The sequence below is a fragment of the Bacillus sp. Pc3 genome (assembly GCF_000815145.1).
Taxonomy (GTDB): domain Bacteria; phylum Bacillota; class Bacilli; order Bacillales; family Bacillaceae; genus Bacillus; species Bacillus velezensis.
Window position 1 is genome coordinate 2614702 of record NZ_CP010406.1, and the last position, 17225, is coordinate 2631926.

The window sequence follows — 17225 nt, forward strand, 5'->3', positions numbered from 1 at the left end:
ACATAAATAATTCTCAACATAAATTTTAATATTAAAGAGGCAAGATCAAGACGTTGCATCAATTGTAACAAAGATAATATCGCAGCATAAAAACAATAACTTTTTAAGAGGTGCAATATGAAACCCTATACAAAATCAGTATTAGAGGATGGAGTTAATATAACACTAGATCAATTACTTGGAATTTATGCTAACGAGAAATCAAGGGGAGTTTACTTTACTCAATCCGATGGCTCTGAATTGTTTGAGTCTTATGAAAGTCTTTATTTTAATGCCAAATCCATCTTAGGGGCACTACAAAAGCAGGGATTTCAGAAGGGCTCTTATATTATCTTTCAGACAAACAATAATTTATCCTTTATAAGGTTGTTTTGGGGTTGTATTTTAGGAGGCATGATCCCCGTTCCTCTGTCTGTACCGCTAATTGCATCGCCTGACACTGAAGCTTTCAAGAAGTTAGTGAAAGTAAGTGAGCAGTTGCCGAATGCGTGGATAATTACTGATGAAAGAAATTTAAATACGTTTAGAGAAAGTTATGAAGCCAATAATTTGAAATACTTAAAGTATGAAACCTTAGCATGTAATATGGAAGAGGGGCAATGCGTTACAGTAGATTGTCAGGACTTAGCGTATATACAATATTCGTCTGGCAGCACAGGTAACCCTAAAGGAGTAAAATTAACACATGAAAATCTAGTTTATAATTTGGCACAGATAGTAGATCGTTTGAAACTAGACACAAATGATGTCATGGCTAGTTGGTTACCATTGACACATGATATGGGCTTGATCGGTTATCATTTAACTCCGATATTTGCGGGTATATCTCATTCCCTTCTAAATTCGGGTACATTTTTAAAGAAATCTTGGCTATATCTTCAAAAATGTGCGCAATTAAAAGCAACGGTGCTTGTAAGTCCGAATTTTGGATTAGACTGGATGATAAAGACTGTAAAGGATTCACATTTAGAAAATATTGATTTATCTAGTGTGCGAAACATAATGTGTGGTGCAGAACCAATATCAATGGATACCATTAGACGATTTTATGAAAAATTCTCGTCTTCTGGCTTGCGTGAAAATACGATCCATCAAGTCTATGGTATGGCAGAAGCTAGTCTGGCTGTTACTATTCCTGAAGAAGGCCATAATAGAAGTGTATGTATTAACCGTCATAAAGCTCGTATTGGTCAAGAAGTGGAGTATATAGAAACGAAGGAGCCAAATGCAGCAGAGTTTGCCATAGTAGGAGAACCATTATATGAATTAGAAATATTGATTGTAGATGATGAAGACCACATCTTAGGGGAAAATTACATAGGCAATATAGTGATCAAGGGGAAAAATGTATTTGAGGGATATATGAATCATGATAGTTCCCCTTTTAATGAACAGGGCTTCTTCTGTACAGGAGATTTAGGACTTTTACGCAATGGAGAACTCATTGTAATGGGCAGAAAGAAGGATATTCTGTTTGTAAATGGTCAGAATTATTATGCTAGCGATATAGAAAATATGTTAACATTGGCGATCCCAGAGTTGTCTCAAGTCGTTGTGTGTGGTGTTCGCAATTCGTCATCGATCAGGGATGAAATTATAGTATTTGTACATAATCGAAAAGATGCCAAGGCATTTTTGCCACTTGCCCATCAAGTGCAGGATATGGTATTAGAACGGGTTGGAATAGCTGCAGATTATGTAATTCCAATAAAAACGGTACCGAAAACAACAAGTGGAAAGGTGCAACGTTTTCTTTTAATAGAGCGATTTGAGAATCATGAGTTTGATGAAGTTATCGCAATAGCTCCATATTCTTATCAGAGTATCAAGGAATCTGCAAAGAAGTCAGCATGGAACAAAACGGAGATTGAAAATCAAATCGTTGAAATTGCAAAAGAAGTATTCTCTATCCCTTCTTTGAAAGTAGACGATACGATTTCTCGGATGGGAGTTAGTTCGTTAACGTTGATTCGTTTCCAGGATGAAATAAATCAACGATTTCAAGTCGAAATCCCTATTGTAAGCCTTTTCAAAATGTCCACCCTGGAACAAATAATTAAGATGGTTGAGGAACAACTAAAGGCAGAGGATGTCAATGCATCCGAATTAACAGGGAATAAAGACATGTGGTATGAGCCGTTCCAGGTAACAGAAATACAAGGAGCCTATTTAGTTGGAAGACAAAATATTATGGAAATGGGTAATGTCTCCACCCATGCCTATTATGAGTTTGAAACAGAATTAGATATTAAACGCTTAAACGATGCATTGAATCATGTTTTAGAGCGTCAGCTTATGCTGCGTACTATTTTTGATGAGACAGGAATGCAAAAAGTTCGGCGTTCTAATTCTTCTTATGAGATTTGTATTGAAGATTTACAAGACTTGTCTTTAGAGGATCAACAAAAGCGTATATTGGAAAAAAGAAATAGCAGGTCACATTTTGTTTTCCAACAAGATCATTGGCCATTATTTGAGTTGACTGCATTTATTCTTGGTGAGAAGAAAAATTATCTCTTCCTGGATATTGACTTATTAATTGCTGATGGAGGCAGTTTATTAATTTTAATACAAGAGATAATGGATTATTATGAGAAACCGAATATGGAGATTAAACCTTTAACATTCCAATTCTCAGATTATGTAAGGGCATTGGAGAGCTTTCGTGAATCTTCCGCCTATCAAAAAGCTCAAGACTATTGGCAAGCCAAAATAGAGGATTTTCCCTATGCACCTCAGCTACCATTAGTTTGTGAGCCAGAATTCATAGAGAAACCAATATTTCAGCGAATGGAGAAAAGTCTGACAACTGATCAATGGAATATTGTGAAGGGCCTGGCAACTCAGTACGGTGTAACACCATCTGTATTCTTATGTACAATTTATGCGGAAGTTTTGTGCAAATGGAGCAATCAATCCAGAATGGCACTTAATTTAACATTATTTAATCGACAGACCTTTCATCCTGACGTAATGAAGTTGATTGGAGATTTTACATCAGTTTTATTGTTAGATATTGATTTATCTGTTCATCGTGCTTTTTGGGAGAAAGCATCTATGGTTCAAGATATATTATTTGAAGCAGTAGACCATCGTTTTTATAGTGGTGTTGATGTTATACGAAATATTGCAAGTAAGAGAGAAATGACTAGTAAAGCGATTATGCCAATTGTATTTACTAGTATGTTATTCGATAAATCGGAATTTGCAGATACGTTGACGAAATTAGGGAAAATTAAATACGGAATAAGCCAGACCCCTCAAGTATTTTTAGATTTCCAAGTCACGGAAAGAGACGGACAATTAATTATGACTTGGGATTATGCAAAAGATTTGTTTGATGAAGACATGATCAGTGCCATGTTTGAAACGTATCAACTTCGATTACAGCAAGTTATAGACAATAAACTTTCATCTATGCCGCTGCCTGTAACACAGTATCAACTACTGCTTGATTACAATCGTACACAAGGAGATTATGAAGGGGATTTACTGCAAAGATTAATAGACCAGCAATGCCAGAAGACTCCCGATGCTATTGCAGTCAAATTAGGACAGGATACATTGACCTATGGCGAGTTGGCGAGAAAATCCAATCAGGTCGCTCGTTATTTAGCAGAACAAAACTATGCGCTCAATTCTTATATTGGAGTTTGGGCAGAGAGACGAATTGAGACCATTGTAAATATGGTAGCTATTTTAAAAGCCGGCCATGCTTATATTCCTGTTAATCCGGAACATCCTGAGGAAAGAATAAAATATATCGTGGAACATAGTGATATCAAGCTCATGATTCATCCGGATTTATATGAAACAGAGAACCTTTCCACCTATAACGATGGCGCCTTAGAACTGTTAGAAGGCTGCCAGCAGGATAGAGCCTATGCTATCTATACGTCAGGAAGCACTGGACATCCTAAGGGTGTTGTGATCACCCATGAAGCAGTAGTGAATACATTATTAGATATTAATGAGAAATTCCAAGTAAATAGCGAAGATAAAATCATTGCCCTATCATCGATGAGCTTTGATTTATCCGTCTATGATATTTTTGGAGCACTCATTAGCGGAGCTCAGTTAGTATTAATTCCAGATCTTTTAGATATGGCCAGTATTCATCAGATCATGATCGAAGAAGAAATCACGATATGGAATTCGGTTCCGGCAATTATGGATATGTATCTAGAAAGCACAAAGCAAGACACGGTGCATAGCACTTCAGCAGAGCGCTTACGTATGGTGATGCTAAGTGGAGACTGGATTTCTCTTGGTTTGCCAGCGAAAATCAAAACAAGAATGCCAAAAGCACAAGTCATCGGGTTAGGTGGAGCAACGGAAGGCTCTATATGGTCCATATATTTCCCAATCACAGAAGTGAAGCCAGAGTGGAAAAGTATCCCTTACGGCTATCCGCTGAAAAATCAACAAATTTACGTACTGGATGAATGTGGGGAAGAATGCCCAGTAGGCGTACCAGGAGAACTGCATATTGGTGGAAAAGGAGTCGCTGCAGGTTATCTCAATGAAGAAGAGAAGACGAAGGCCGCCTTTATCAACCATAGATTAGGTTATCTGTACAAAACAGGTGATTATGGTGTCATGCGTCCGGAAGGATATGTAGACTTCCTGGGAAGAAAAGATAGTCAAGTTAAGATACGTGGACATCGTGTCGAACTAGGAGAAATAGAACACTGTATCAATCATTTGCCACATATTCAGCAGTCCGTCGTCGCTGATTACAGTGATTCACATGGAGAGAAGCAATTGTGTGGGTATATTGTTGCAGATGAGACCGTAGAATTGGCAGAAATAAAAAGAGAGTTAGCCAAACATCTGCCTGATTATATGATCCCGGCACAATTCATACAGGTAGATGAGATTCCACTATCTGCAAATGGTAAAGTAGATCGTAAATTATTGCCGAACCCGGAACAGTTTATTGAAGAAACTAAGATGATAAGGGGTTATGAGGCACCAAAGACCCAGACGGAAAAATTGGTAGTAGAGGCATTTGAACATGTACTTGGTATGGAAAGAGTAAGTGTAAATGACAATTTCTTTGATTTGGGTGGAGATTCGATTAAGGCTATCCATATTCTAAACAAGATAAGAGAAGCTGGATACGATAGCTCCATGCGAAATCTTTTGATGGAGAGAACACCAAAGCTAATAGCCATAAATTTATCCACAAAAAAAGAAATTATGCCTGCGGAGCAAGGAGAAATAACTGGTGAAATTTCACTGACACCAATTCAAAACTACTTCTTCGCACAAAATATGATAGATCCTGAACATTTTAATGTATGCCAAGTGTTTAAGGTTCGTGAAAAACTAAATGATCTGGCACTACAAAAAGCTTTATCTGCGTTAGTGCAGCATCATGATATGTTGAGAGCTACGTACAAAGATAAGAAACAGGTTATAGGGAAAGTAGAAGATAAGAAATGGTACGGCTTTACAAAAATAGCATGTGAACCTGAAGAGATTCAGGAAAAAATTAAGACAACGAAAGTAAAGATGGATTTGGCGGAAGGACCATTATTGCAGGCTGTTTTATTTAGTACGCCGGAGCAAGATTATATGATGTTGCTAGCTCATCATATGATAATGGATGTGATTTCCTGGCGGATTTTAACTGAGGATTTGGAGAAGGGCTACTCTCAAGCTTTGAATCAAAAAGAGATAACATTACCAGCTAAAACCGTTTCCTTTAAAGTATGGAGCGAAGGATTAGCTTATTACAGCCAGAGTGAAAAGTTAAAGAGAAGGTTAGCTTACTGGGCAGAAATAGAAAATAAATTGGTTGATGGTAAGTTAAAAGAAGATGGAATTGATGATAAATTCGAACCAAAGACAGCCGTGGCATGTCTTAATGCCGCTATCACAGAAAAGTTATTAAAAGAAAGTGCACATGCTTATAATACAGAGATTAATGACTTGCTTGTAGCAGCACTAGGACGTGCGGTAAACAAAGTAACAGGTCAGAGAACGCTTGCTATACAGATGGAAGGACATGGTCGTGAAGAAACAGTAGGCTCTTTTGATTTAGGTAGGACAATAGGATGGTTCACTAGTATATATCCCGTAGTTTTAGATGAGTTAGGCACTAATATTGCACAGGATATTCGAAATACGAAAGAGACACTACGACGCGTACCAGGACATGGAATTGATTATGGCATCATAAAGAATGCAGCCATGGGTAATCCAGAAGAAATGGATGTAGAAGTGGCACCAGATATATCATTTAATTATCTTGGAGAACTAGGAACAAAGAAAGAATCTGGCGATCTATATTTCGAGTTTTCACAATTAGGTTATGGACAGGATACGAATCCTCGTAATCAATTTGGACCATCCATTAACGTCATAGGTCATGTGCAAAAAGGTAGTTTATCTATGACAGTAACCTGCAACAGCAGTCGTTATTTGGCTGAGAGAATTGAGCAAATAGGAAAAGCATATGAAGAAGAACTGATAGCAGTCGCAGAACATTGCTCCCACGCACAGAAGAGTGAGTCAACGGCAAGTGATTTTGGTGAGAGCGTATGGAAAGATAGCGAATTTTGTTATGTACAGGAAGCTGTCGAAATCCGCGGCCAGGAAATTCAACGTATCTATCCATTGGCTCCTGTGCAAGAGGGAATGCTCTATGAGAAGCTTATGGATGAATCATCTACAAAATATGTTGTTCAGCAGACGTTGCGATTGGCAGATGTAGATGTAGAGAAGATGCACAAAGCTTTTAAGTATTTAGCAACACAGCATGATATTTTACGTACAAAAATCTGTTATCGGGGAGTAAGTGTACCAAGACAAGTTGTATTGAAAGAAAGAATGCCGGAATTTAATTATATGGAAGTAGATAATGAATCGGATTATCTTGATTTAAAGGAACAAGATGTAAAACGAGGATTTGATTTAGAAGAAGATACACTACTTCGTATGAATCTGATAAAAATAAACAACAGTGGTTATCGGTTGATCATGACAAACCATCATATTATTTTAGATGGTTGGTGTTTGCCAATTTTGCGTAAAGAATTATTTAGTGCGTATATGGCAACAGATGAAGAACAATTAAAAACACCTAATCAGGCTGCTTCTAATAAAATGGGTAGCTATGAAAAGTTTGTCCATTATATAAATGAAAAAGATAAAGAGACGAGCCTTAAATATTGGGAAGACCTTCTTCAAGGATATGAGACAAGGGCTGATATTCTACCTTTAGGTCGTCCAGATGAAACAGAAGAAGAGAGTCAGAGCCAAGAGTTTAAGTTAAGCATAGAGGTAACTGAACAAGCAGAAGCGATATGTGCCCAATATGATGTAACATTGAACACGCTAGTAGAAGCTTGTTGGGGCGTTTTATTGGAAAAATACAACTCAACAAATGATGTTGTATTTGGAAAAGTTGTATCTGGTAGAAATGCAGAGATTGAAGGTATTGAAGAAATCGTTGGTTTATTTATCAATACAATACCCGTACGTATATCGACAACAAACGAAGACACCTTTGCCGATTTGTTGAAATCATTACAGAGCCAGGCAATTATTGCAAATGAACACGATTTTCTTCCCTTAGCAGAAATACAGAATCATACTTTATTAGGAAGAGATCTAATTGGAACATTATTCTTCTTTGAAGGCTATCAAGGAACAAGTATAAATATTGATGGCAAATTAAATGTGGAATCCGAATATTACCGCGAACAAATTGGGTATGACTTGGGAATGACAGCATTTAAGAGTGATCGTATCCATTTTAGAATTCTTTTCAGTACAAAGCTATATAACAAGGAACAAATAAACATTATTGGTTCCCATCTGCAAAGGCTTATGGAACAAGCAATTGCAGCACCACAGACGAAATTAATCGAATTAGGCATGACCAGTGAAGCAGAAGAAATGAAAGAATTAGTACAGTTTAACGCAACGGACAGCGACTATCCAAGAGACAAGACAATTGTACAATTATTTGAAGAACAAGTAGCAAGAACCCCCCATAATACAGCAGTTGTATGCGGGAATGAGCAATTGAGTTACGCTGAATTAAATGCTCGTGCCAATCAGCTTTCATTAAAGTTACGACGGGAATACCATGTCCAGCCTGATGATTTTGTTGCGATTATAGCAGAAAGAAGTTTGGAGATGGTGATCGGGTTATATGCCATCATAAAGTCGGGTGCAGCATATGTACCCATTGACCCATTGTATCCAGAAGAACGTATCGAGTATATATTGGAAGATAGCCAGCCTAAAGCGGTTTTAATTGGTCATGGAAAGTATAATATTTCTCCTGAAAAGGTTGTTAACTTATATAGTGAAAGCAATTATGGAGAAGGTGCAGGGAATCTAGAACATGTAAATACTCCTCGTGATCTTATTTATCTGGTTTATACATCGGGTACAACAGGAAAACCAAAAGGGGTTATGGTAGAGCATCAGAATATAGTCAATCAGCAGATGTGGACACAAAGAGAATACCCATTACACGAGGGAGAATCTCTTTTAATGAAGACCACTTGTGCATTTGATGTTTTTGCCTGGGAAGTATTTTGGTGGATGTTAGCGGGTGGTAAACTTGTTATTTTGCAACAAGGAGAAGAAAGTCAAAGTGATAAGATCATCAAGGTAATTCAGGATTATAAAGTCAATGCAATCCAGTTCGTTCCTTCCATGTTCAATATGTTTCTAGAAGAATTAGATATGAGCAAAGAAAAAATAAATACTCTGCGTTATATCATTAATATTGGTGAGAAACTGAATGCGGAAAGTGTGAGACATTATAATCAATTAAGGGAAAAAGGACAAGTAAGAGCAGAACTACTGAATCTCTATGGTCCAGCAGAAACTACAGTTAATTCCAGTGGATATCATTGTCCAACAGGCTTAGATGTAGATAAAATATTAATTGGTAAGCCTATTAGTAATACACAAATTTATATATTATCAAATGAAAAAATAGCCGGAATAGGTGTACCAGGGGAATTATGTATTGCAGGAGAAAGTGTGTCGCGTGGATACTTAAATCGTGAAGAATTAACAGCTCAGAAATTTATTAAAAATCCTTTTGGTTCAGGAATGATGTATAAAACAGGTGATCTGGCACGGTGGATACCGGATGGAAATATCGAGTACCTTGGCCGTATAGATGATCAAGTTAAGATAAGAGGTTTCAGAATCGAACCAGGAGAAATTGAAAGTACTTTGATGGAGCTCGAAGGAGTTAGTAGAGCAGCCGTTGTAGTACGACAAGACAAGCAAGGAGAAAAATATCTGTGTGCTTATGTAGTCGTTCATACAGAAATAGAAGAATTAGACGAAGATACAATCAAGAGTGAATTACGCAAGAAGTTACCAGACTATATGGTTCCTGTGTATATTATTCGAATTGACCAAATTCCATTAAGTCATAATGGAAAGCTGGACAAAGCGGCACTACCAGAACCAGAATACAAGCCTAAGGAATATGTAGCACCAATAAATAGAGAAGAGAAGTTAATAGTTGAAGCATTTGAGAAAGTCCTTGGAATAACAGGAATTAGTGTCAATGACAGCTTTTTTGACTTGGGTGGTCATTCACTGAAAGTTACATTATTGTGTAATGAATTAGAAAAGACAATCGGTATAAGACTGCAGCTTAGTGAAATATTTGCTTTATCTACACCAAAACGTATTGCAGAAAGAATTGGAAGCTTACAACAGGATCGTTTTTCGGAAATACCGAAAATAGCTGAAGCAGAGTTCTATCCTATGAGTTCTGTTCAAAAGCGACTTTATCTTCTCAATGAGATAGTAGGTCCTAGTATTTCCTATAACATTTCGAATGTCATAAAATACGAAAACAATCTGGATAAAGAGCAGTTACAGGGAGCATTAGATAAGCTCTTAGAGAGAGAAGAAGTATTAAGAACCAGCTTCCATCTTATTAATGGAGAGCCAGTTCAAGTGATTCAACCAGATGCGAGAGTAGTATTGGAATACAAAGAAGCAGATACACTAGATATTCAAGATGAATATGATCGTTTTGTTTGCCCATTTGATTTATTCAAAGCACCTTTGATGCGGGTTAAGTTATTACAGACACCACAAGCTTCATACTTGATGCTGGATATTCATCATATTGTTTCTGATGGAGAAAGTCTGCCTATTATGATGAACTGGATAAGCGAGTTATATGAAGGAAATACTTTACCAATCCCAAGGCTTCATTATAAAGATTTCTCTGCTTGGCAAATGACTCAGGATATTACGAAGCAGGCGGCATATTGGAAAAACGAGTTCTTAGGTGAAATTCCAATACTTAATTTGAATACAGATTTCCAACGTCCTAAGAAAAAGAGCTTCAATGGTGCCAACGTAAAAACTAAGATTGAAGAACCAGTTTTTATGGAAATAAAAGAATTAGCGAAGAAGCATGGTGCTACGGAATTCATGACTATGTTATCAACCTTTATGATTCTATTGAGCAAATACAGTCAACAGGAAGAAATTGTAGTCGGAACTCCTGTATCAGGTAGAACCCACGTTGATACACAAGAAATGCTGGGGATGTTTGTAAACTCTTTGGCTATCAAAGGAAAAGTGAAACAAGAGGAGAGTTTTGAACAAGTATTGCTTGGAGTAAAAGAAAAATGTCTTCGTGCGTACGATAATCAGGACTTTCAATATGAAGACTTGGTTGAGGCAGTAGATGTAAAGAGAGATTTATCAAGAAATCCATTATTTGATGTAATGTTCATGATGCCAGAGAGTGAAATTATGTCTGGTTCAAAGAGCATTGTGAGTGGAACATGGGTACCAATGGAAGGAAAAGTAGCTAAGTTTGATCTGAATTTAATGGTAATACACACATCAGAGGGTTATGTGGTCAACTTAGAGTATTCTACAGATTTATTTAAACAGGAAACGATAAAGCAAATGCTGGATGATTATGTTTTATTACTATCAGAAGTTATAAAACATCCAGAAGACCGTTTGCAAGAGCTACTTAAGAAAGAGGATGTTAAGAAAGAGGAGAAAGATTCGACCCAAGCAGAGCTTGATCATCGTGCCAATCATCTGGCACAGCAAGTTTCAGATTTGATGCGGGTATTGCAGCAAAGAGACCAAGCTTATTGGAAGGCAAAAGTAGACAATTTCCCGCATGCACCTCAGTTACCACTTCTTCCAAATGGGAATGCTGTAACCAACGCAACAGTAAAACGTTTAGAAACGAGAATTGCTGCGACAGACTGGGCGATTGTGAGAAACAAGGCTTTGGATAACAAAATTGCACCATCTGCGTTATTGTGCACAATATATGCGGAAGTTCTATTTAAATGGAGCAATCAATCCAATATGGCACTTAGCTTAAATCTGTTTAGTAATCAGCCTTTTCATCAAGATGGAATGTCTCTGATGGGGGATTTCGTATCGAAATTGTTGTTAGATATCGATTTATCATCTCATAGACCATTTTGGGAAAGAACTACTGAGATTCAGAATCGGTTATTTGAAGCGTTAGACCACAGATTTTACAGTGGGGTTGATTTCCTGCGTGATCTGGCTGAACACCGTGGTCAAGAAGGTCAAGCTATAATGCCATTTGTATTTACGAGTATGCTTCGTGACGAAGTAGATTTTTTCAATGCCAATATAGGTAGTAGGGGAGAATTGAAATACGGAATAAATCAGACCCCTGAAGTGTTTTTGGACTTCCAAGTTGCGGAAAGAGACGGACAATTAATTATGACTTGGGATTATGCAAAAGATTTGTTTGATGAAGACATGATCAGTGCCATGTTTGAAACGTATCAACTTCGATTACAGCAAGTTATAGACAATAAACTTTCATCTATGCCGCTGCCTGTAACACAGTATCAACTACTGCTTGATTACAATCGTACACAAGGAGATTATGAAGGGGATTTACTGCAAAGATTAATAGACCAGCAATGCCAGAAGACTCCCGATGCTATTGCAGTCAAATTAGGACAGGATACATTGACCTATGGCGAGTTGGCGAGAAAATCCAATCAGGTCGCTCGTTATTTAGCAGAACAAAACTATGCACTCAATTCTTATATTGGAGTTTGGGCAGAGAGACGAATTGAGACCATTGTAAATATGGTAGCTATTTTAAAAGCCGGCCATGCTTATATTCCTGTTAATCCGGAACATCCTGAGGAAAGAATAAAATATATCGTGGAACATAGTGATATCAAGCTCATGATTCATCCAGATTTATATGAAACAGAGAACCTTTCCACCTATAACGATGGCGCCTTAGAACTGTTAGAAGGCTGCCAGCAGGATAGAGCCTATGCTATCTATACGTCAGGAAGCACTGGACATCCTAAGGGTGTTGTGATCACCCATGAAGCAGTAGTGAATACATTATTAGATATTAATGAGAAATTCCAAGTAAATAGCGAAGATAAAATCATTGCCCTATCATCGATGAGCTTTGATTTATCCGTCTATGATATTTTTGGAGCACTCATTAGCGGAGCTCAGTTAGTATTAATTCCAGATCTTTTAGATATGGCCAGTATTCATCAGATCATGATCGAAGAAGAAATCACGATATGGAATTCGGTTCCGGCAATTATGGATATGTATCTAGAAAGCACAAAGCAAGACACGGTGCATAGCACTTCAGCAGAGCGCTTACGTATGGTGATGCTAAGTGGAGACTGGATTTCTCTTGGTTTGCCAGCGAAAATCAAAACAAGAATGCCAAAAGCACAAGTCATCGGGTTAGGTGGAGCAACGGAAGGCTCTATATGGTCCATATATTTCCCAATCACAGAAGTGAAGCCAGAGTGGAAAAGTATCCCTTACGGCTATCCGCTGAAAAATCAACAAATTTACGTACTGGATGAATGTGGGGAAGAATGCCCAGTAGGCGTACCAGGAGAACTGCATATTGGTGGAAAAGGAGTCGCCGCAGGTTATCTCAATGAAGAAGAGAAGACGAAGGCCGCCTTTATCAACCATAGATTAGGTTATCTGTACAAAACAGGTGATTATGGTGTCATGCGTCCGGAAGGATATGTAGACTTCCTGGGAAGAAAAGATAGTCAAGTTAAGATACGTGGACATCGTGTCGAACTAGGAGAAATAGAACACTGTATCAATCATTTGCCACATATTCAGCAGTCCGTCGTCGCTGATTACAGTGATTCACATGGAGAGAAGCAATTGTGTGGGTATATTGTTGCAGATGAGACCGTAGAATTGGCAGAAATAAAAAGAGAGTTAGCCAAACATCTACCTGATTATATGATCCCGGCACAATTCATACAGGTAGATGAGATTCCACTATCTGCAAATGGTAAAGTAGATCGTAAATTATTGCCGAACCCGGAACAGTTTATTGAAGAAACTAAGATGATAAGGGGTTATGAGGCACCAAAGACCCAGACGGAAAAATTGGTAGTAGAGGCATTTGAACATGTACTTGGTATGGAAAGAGTAAGTGTAAATGACAATTTCTTTGGTTTGGGTGGATACTCGCTTAATGTAATCCGGCTGTGTAATGAATTAGAGAAGAGCACAGGGGTAAGGTTACCACTTAGAGAAATTTTTGATTTAGTTACACCAAAAAATATTGCAGAACAAATAAAAAACTCAAAGGAGAATACGTTTGAAGAAATACCAGAAATAGCAGAAGCAGAAAGCTATTCTATAAGTTCAGCTCAAAAGAGACTTTATCTTTTGGACCAACTAACAGGCCCTGGTATAACTTATAATATTCCTTTAGTAATCAAGCTTAAAGTTAAACCAGACAATGAGCGACTTCAGAGGGCATTGGATCAATTAGTAGAGCATGAGGAAATTTTAAGGACAAGTTTCCATATCGTGAATGGTGAACCAATTCAAAAAATTTCTTCAGATGCAAGAATTGCGCTGGAGCACAGTGAAGTAAAGACAGCAGATTCACAGTATATCCAAGATGAATATAATACTTTCGTCCAACCATTTGACCTGTCAAAATCACCACTAATGCGTGCAAAAATACTGAATACTCCAAGTAATTCATATTTATTCCTGGATATTCACCATATTTTATGTGATGCAGGAAGCATGCCAGTTATGCTTTACAAAATACAAGAGTTATATGAAGGAAGAGAATTGTTAACACCACGAGTACAGTATAAAGACTTTTCTGCTTGGCAAAATGCTAGAGATATCACAGAACAGGCAGCGTACTGGAAGAAAGAATTCTCCGGTGATATACCAGTCCTGGATTTAATCATGGATTATCCACGCCCTCATAAACAAAGCTTTAGAGGTGCTAATTTCCGAACACAGGTAGAAGAAAAAACGAGTATTAAAGTAAAAGAGTTAGCGAAGAAGTATGGTGCAACGGAGTTTATGGTGTTGTTATCCACCTTTTTCTCTATGTTAGGAAAATACAGTCGACAGGAAGAAATTATAGTAGGAACGCCAATATCGGGCCGAAACCATACGGATACCCAAAATATGTTGGGCATGTTTGTAAACACTCTGGCAATCAAAGGGAATGTGTGCGCTGATGATACATTTGAGGATGTATTATTACGTACAAAAGAGAAATGTTTACAGGCATACGATAACAAGGATTATCAGTTCGAGGATTTAGTTGAAGCAGTGGGAGTAAAGAGAGATTTCTCAAGAAACCCAGTATTTGATGTGATGTTTGTATTGCAGGACGATGAGAGAGAGAGTTATTCGGATCGTATTCATATTGGAACAAGGGAATCCGTTGAAGGTAGTATTTCTAAATTTGATCTTACCTTAACCATGATAAGTGATTCAGAAGGCTATAAGATTGATTTTGAATATTCTACAGACTTATTCAAACCAGAAACGATCGAGTACATGGCAAAACACTTCTTAACATTAATTGAAGGAGTTTTAATGTCTCCGGAAAAGAAGCTGCAGGAGATTGCCATGGTAGATCTGTACGAAGAAGCAAAAATATTGGGTGAGTTCAATATGACGGATGCAGAATTCCCTCAAAATATGACGATTGTGCAGTTACTTGAAGAGCAGGCCGCCAGAATACCTAATAGTATAGCCATCACATTTAATGGACAACAGATGACCTATGCACAATTAAATGAACGGGCGAATGCTCTGGCAAGAAAGCTTCGTGAGGACTATAACATTCAACCCAATGACTTTGTGGTGATCTCAACAGAGAAGTGTTTGGAGATGGTGGTGGGTATATACGCTATTTTAAAGGCTGGAGCAGCTTACGTACCGGTTGATCCATCTTATCCAGAGGAAAGAATTAATTATATCATTAATGACTGTAAACCAAAGGTCGTATTATGCAGTACAAAAGAACCTGAAGTTGACATTCCTGTCATGCATCTTCATGATGAGGCAAATTATCAAATGGAATGCAGTAACCTTGTTCATGTAAATCACTCAAGTGATTTGATGTATGTTATTTATACCTCAGGTACGACGGGCCGGCCAAAAGGTGTTATGGTTCAGCATGTAAATGTAGTGCGATTACTCAAGAATGACAAGTTTAAGCTTGATTTATATGAAAATGATATTTGGGTTCAATTCCATTCTTATTGTTTTGATGTTTCGGTTTGGGAAATATTCGGAAGTCTATTGAATGGAGCAAAGCTTGTAATACCTTCTGAGGATACAGTAAAAGATGGATATGCCTTCGGAGAGCTGCTCCAAAAAGAAGCGGTAACCATCTTATGCCAGGTACCTTCACCATTCTATGCGTTGATCGATGCAACGACAGGACAAACCATAAATAGTTTACGATATGTTATTTTTGCAGGGGAGGCACTTTATCCAGCACATTTGAAGAAATGGCATGAGAACAATAGACATTGTCGTCTGGTTAATATGTACGGGCCAACAGAAACCACGGTATACGCTACTTATCGCGATATTGATGCTGAAGCCATCGAGAGAGGAATTAGCGATATAGGAATGCCACTTCCAACATTAAAGATTTATATATTAAATGGAAATGAACTTTGTGGAATTGGAGTTCCGGGTGAGGTATGTATAACAGGTGAGGGTGTATCTCAAGGCTATTTAAATCGACAAGACCTGACAGACGAGAAGTTTGTACACAACCCATTTGGATCCGGAAAGATGTATCGGACAGGTGATTTGGCACGTTGGTTACCTAACGGAAACATTGAATATATTGGACGGATGGATGACCAAGCAAAAATCAGAGGATATCGTATTGAACCACGAGAAGTAGAAAGCCGTTTATTGGAGCTTGAAAGCATAAATGAAGCTGTAGTCATAGTGCGAGAAGACAAAAGGAATGAGAAATTCCTGTGTGCCTATGTAATAACTGAGACAGAAATAGAAGAAAAGGACGTTAAGATCAAGTTAAGTAAAGTATTACCAGATTACATGGTGCCTGCACATATTATTTCGGTTGATGCGATTCCACTTACAAGTAATGGGAAACTTGACAAAGCCTCATTACCACAGCCGCAGTACAAGTCACAGGAATATATTGCACCACGAAATGAATATGAAACTCTGATCGTGCAGGCATTTGAGAACATTCTAGATATTGAACAAGTCAGTGTAACTGATAGCTTCTTTGATCTAGGGGGATCTTCACTGAAAGCAGTGCTCTTGTGCAATGAATTGGAGAAGGCCATAGGAGTAAGATTGTCAATTAGAGATGTTTTTACTTTTGGTACGCCCGAGCAGATAGCGGGAAATATCGAGTCGATTGAGAGCGAGATGTTTGTGGCAATAGAACAAGCTTCAGCAGCTGAATACTACCCTACAAGTTCAGCTCAGAAACGACTCTATCTTCTGGACGAGATGACCGGACCTAATATTAACTACAACGTATCGGACGTTTATGCTTATGAAGAACCGCTAGATAAAGAAAGATTACAGAAGGCTTTGGATAAGCTGTTAAAGCAAGAAGAAATCTTGCGAACTAGTTTCCATGTTGTGGACGGTGAGCCTATTCAAACGATTTCTCCAGACGCAAGGGTTTTAATAGACTACAGCGAAGTGGACGAAATAGATATACAAACAGAATACGATAAATTTATACAACCGTTTGTTTTATCCGAAGCACCGTTGATGCGTGTGAAATTAATGAAGACAACAACGGCCTCCTATCTATTTGTTGATATTCATCACATTATATGTGATGGAGAAAGCCTGCCAGTTATACTGCAACAAGTGAACGAATTTTATGAAAATGATGGAACTGATTATGAATAAGAGGAGAA

At 37.9% G+C, this 17225-nt stretch carries 1 protein-coding gene; it reads left to right on the top strand.

What is annotated here, in order from left to right; translation table 11 throughout:
- Positions 1–117: 117 nt before the first annotated feature.
- A complete protein-coding gene (locus tag SB24_RS12525) occupies positions 118–17217 on the top strand; it encodes a non-ribosomal peptide synthetase (RefSeq protein ID WP_039253669.1) in 17100 nt (5699 codons plus the stop codon).
- Positions 17218–17225 lie beyond the last annotated feature (8 nt).

Bases quoted from the DNA above. Each gene is read 5' to 3' on its own strand.
- SB24_RS12525 (WP_039253669.1), top strand. From the start codon at position 118: ATGAAACCCTATACAAAATCAGTATTAGAGGATGGAGTTAATATAACA.